The sequence below is a fragment of the Microcystis sp. M53603_WE2 genome, assembly GCF_030065435.1.
In genome coordinates this window covers 1-3359 of the sequence record NZ_JASJFF010000357.1, presented here as the reverse complement: position 1 = coordinate 3359, position 3359 = coordinate 1, and the positions used below count along the sequence as shown (strand labels likewise).

At 44.4% G+C, this 3359-nt stretch carries 1 protein-coding gene and 2 pseudogenes; 2 read left to right on the top strand and 1 reads right to left on the bottom strand.

Features of this window, described 5'->3' with window-relative positions; genetic code table 11:
- Both PX481_RS07745 and PX481_RS07740 read left to right on the top strand, forming a co-directional pair.
- Nucleotides 1–123: pseudogene (locus tag PX481_RS07745) on the top strand (IS630-like element ISMae24 family transposase); the annotation flags it as partial.
- A 79-nt stretch (nt 124–202) separates the two neighbouring features.
- Complete coding sequence (locus PX481_RS07740; RefSeq protein ID WP_288027247.1) at nt 203–3238, top strand: WD40 repeat domain-containing protein; 3036 nt, start codon at nt 203–205, stop codon at nt 3236–3238.
- Here PX481_RS07740 and PX481_RS07735 read toward each other — a convergent pair.
- Nucleotides 3235–3359, bottom strand: a pseudogene (locus tag PX481_RS07735) (IS630 family transposase); the annotation flags it as partial. The gene PX481_RS07740 and the pseudogene PX481_RS07735 overlap by 4 nt on opposite strands.

The window sequence follows — 3359 nt, the reverse complement described above, 5'->3', positions numbered from 1 at the left end:
TGGAGATTTTTAAAATATGAATGGATTGAATTTAGCGCCTATAAAGACCGAAAGAGCCTCCTCGCTTACGTTAAAAAAGTGCTGGACAATTTTGGAGGCGAGTATGTAATTAATTTTGCCTAGGTACTTATTAGCGGCATCACCGAGCATGGCACATCTAAGGATGACTGAGACTGTATTTTAATTAATCAGGATGGTTGATATGTCAGAACCAAGCGAAATTCAACAAAATATTACAGAAGCTCAATATGCTGCTACCTCTGGGACTGGCAATGCAACCATCACGATTACCAATTACTATTATCGAGAAGAAGCAAGAATAGCCCCTGCTGATTCTGCCGATGTTGCCGATGATAATCTGCCCTGTCCCTATCGTGGCTTGTTTCATTTTGGGCCAGGAGATGCAGAATACTTTTTTGGGCGCAAAAGCTTTATCACAAACCTATTTCAGGCAACCCAAACCCGTAATTTCATCCCCCTATTAGGTGCGTCGGGAAGTGGCAAATCCTCGGTAGTTTTTGCGGGATTAGTCCCTAAATTGCAACAAGAAGGTCACTGGCAGTTTACCCATTTTCGTCCCGGTTCTGACCCTTTTCATGCCCTAGCTTTGGCATTAGTTCCCCTTTATACAACTAATTTAAATGAGACAGAACGCCTCGCCCAAGCGCGTCAGTTAGCAAATTATTTGCGTGATGGCGACATTCCTTTAGCTGATGTTTTTGCCCAAATCCAACACAATTATCCCAGTGAACGGGTACTGCTAATTGCCGACCAATTTGAGGAACTTTATACCCTCTGTCCTGATGAAACAATCCGTCGTAATTTTCTCGATAAATTAACTACATTCCCCTTTGAAAGGGTAGGAATGGTGTTGGTATTAACTATGCGGGCGGATTTCTTGGGGAATGCTCTTTCCTATCGTCCCTTTGCCGATGTCTTACAAAATACTGACTTGAAATTGGGGCCGATGAACCGAGAAGAACTCACAGAAGTTATTGAAAAACCGGCGCAAAAATTGGGGGTGATATTGGAAGCGGGACTGGTGGAGCGCATCCTCGATGATGTGGAGAGTGAGCCGGGGAATTTGCCATTACTAGAGTTTGCCTTAACGGAATTGTGGCAGCGGCGACAGGGCCAACAGTTAACCCATCTGGCATATACAGAAATTGGCCAAGTGCAGGGTGCTTTGGCCCGCCATGCCAATGAAGAATATGACAAGCTGAGTGAGGCGCAACGGGAACAGGTGCGGCGCATTTTCATCCAATTGGTACGCCCAGGGGAAGGCACAGAAGATACGCGGCGGCTGGCGACAAAAGCGGAATTAGGGGCGGTAAATTGGGCGCTGGTGAAACAACTGGCGGATGCGCGTTTAGTTGTCACCAGTCGCAGTGAAGAGGCACAGGTGGAGACGGTGGAAGTGGTGCATGAAGCACTGATTCGCAATTGGGGGGAATTGCGGGGCTGGATGGATACAGACAGGGTTTTTCGCGCTTGGCAGGAGCGTTTGCGGGGGGCGATGGGGCAATGGCAAAAGACGCAGGGGGATGAAGGCTCATGGTTGCGCGGGGCGGCGTTGGCGGAGGCGGAAGAACAATTGAAGAAACGCCCAGAAGATATCAGCCAAAGTGAACAGGATTTTATCAGGCAGAGTCTCCAAGAGCGAGAGCGGATAAAACAAGCCGAAGCAGCCCGCAGGCGGCGGGAAATTAGAACCGCTTGGGGGATTGCGGCGGGTTCCTTGGTGGCGGTGGTAATTAGTACGGGATTGGGTTGGATGGCTTGGAAACAAACACAACAAGCGAAATACAATCAGGCTGAATCTATTGCTAGGCTTTCTTTATCTCTATTGAATGAAAATAAAGGATTAGAAGCTTTTGTACAAGCGATCAAAGCAGGAAAAATTTTGCAAAAACAACGTACAATTAATGCCGAAGTAATGGAGGCTTTACAGAAATCTCTTGTAACCGTAAGAGAATATAATAGCTTTAAGGGGTATGGTTACCTAATCTCCAGCTTAAGCTTTAGTCCAGATGGTAAGACTTTGGCTTCTAGTAGTTCTGACGGCACTATCAAACTTTGGAAGGTAGAAACTGGAGAAGAAATCCACACTCTCAATCTTGATAACTTTGCTAGTGATGGAATTGATAGTGTACGTTTTAGTCCAGACAGCAAAACTTTAGTTTCTGCTGGTAGAGTTATCCAACTCTGGAATGTAGAGACAGGCAAGGAAATCCGCACCCACATGGGGCGGGATGGGTATGTCGATGCCCGCATGGGGCATGATAAGGATATCAGTTTCAGCCCTGACAGCAAGACATTGGCTTCTAGCAGTGATGGCACGACTATCAAACTCTGGAATGTAGAGACAGGAAAAGAAATCCGCACCCTGAAAGGTGACGATAGTTCAGTCCAAAGTGTTAGTTTTAGTCTAGACGGTAAAATATTGGCTGCTGGTAGTGGTGACAAAACAATCAAACTCTGGGATGTAGAGACAGGAGAAAAAATCCGCACCCTAAAAGGTGATGATAGTTTAGCCCAAAGTGTTAGTTTTAGTCCAGACGGTAAGACATTGGTTTCTGGTAGTAATGACCGCACTATCAAACTCTGGGATGTAAAGACAGGAAAAGAAATCCTCACCCTACCAGGTCACTACGATGCTTTTGTCGAAAGTGTTAGTTTTAGTCCAGATGGTAAGACATTAGCTTCTGGTAGTGATGACGACACTATCAAACTCTGGGATGTAAAGACAGGAAACGAAATCCGAACCCTAAAAGGTCACGATAGTTCAGTCAAAAGTGTTAGTTTTAGTCCTGACGGTAAGACATTAGCTTCTGGTAGTGCTGACGGCACTGTCAAATTTTGGAAGGTAGAAAAAGATAAAGAAATACGCCTCCTAAAAGAGGACTATGGTTCGGTCGAAAGTATAAGTTTTAGTCCAGACAGTAATACATTAGCTTCTGGTGGTGATGACCGCACTGTCAAACTTTGGAATGTAGAAAAAGATAAAGAAATACGCCTCCTAAAAGAGGACTATGGTTCGGTCGAAAGTATAAGTTTTAGTCCAGACAGTAATACATTAGCTTCTGGTGGTGATGACGGCACTATCAAACTCTGGGATTTAAAGACAGAACAAGCAATTCAAATATTAAATCTTGGTCATGAATCTGTTGACTTTGGTTCGGATGGTAAGACATTAGCTTTTGTTCGTCCTGATGGCGCTAAGCTTTTACGCATTTAAGTTACATTGACAGCATTACCCTTATTTTTAAGTTTTCTACTCCATTTAATAATCAATCCCCCTTCATTTAAAAGCTGATTGACTACTTTTTCCAGTTCTTCTTTATTTTCAAATTCTCGAT

What these genes read in the sequence shown, in the direction of transcription:
- PX481_RS07740 (WP_288027247.1), top strand. Translation starts at nt 203, where the DNA reads ATGTCAGAACCAAGCGAAATTCAACAAAATATTACAGAAGCTCAATAT.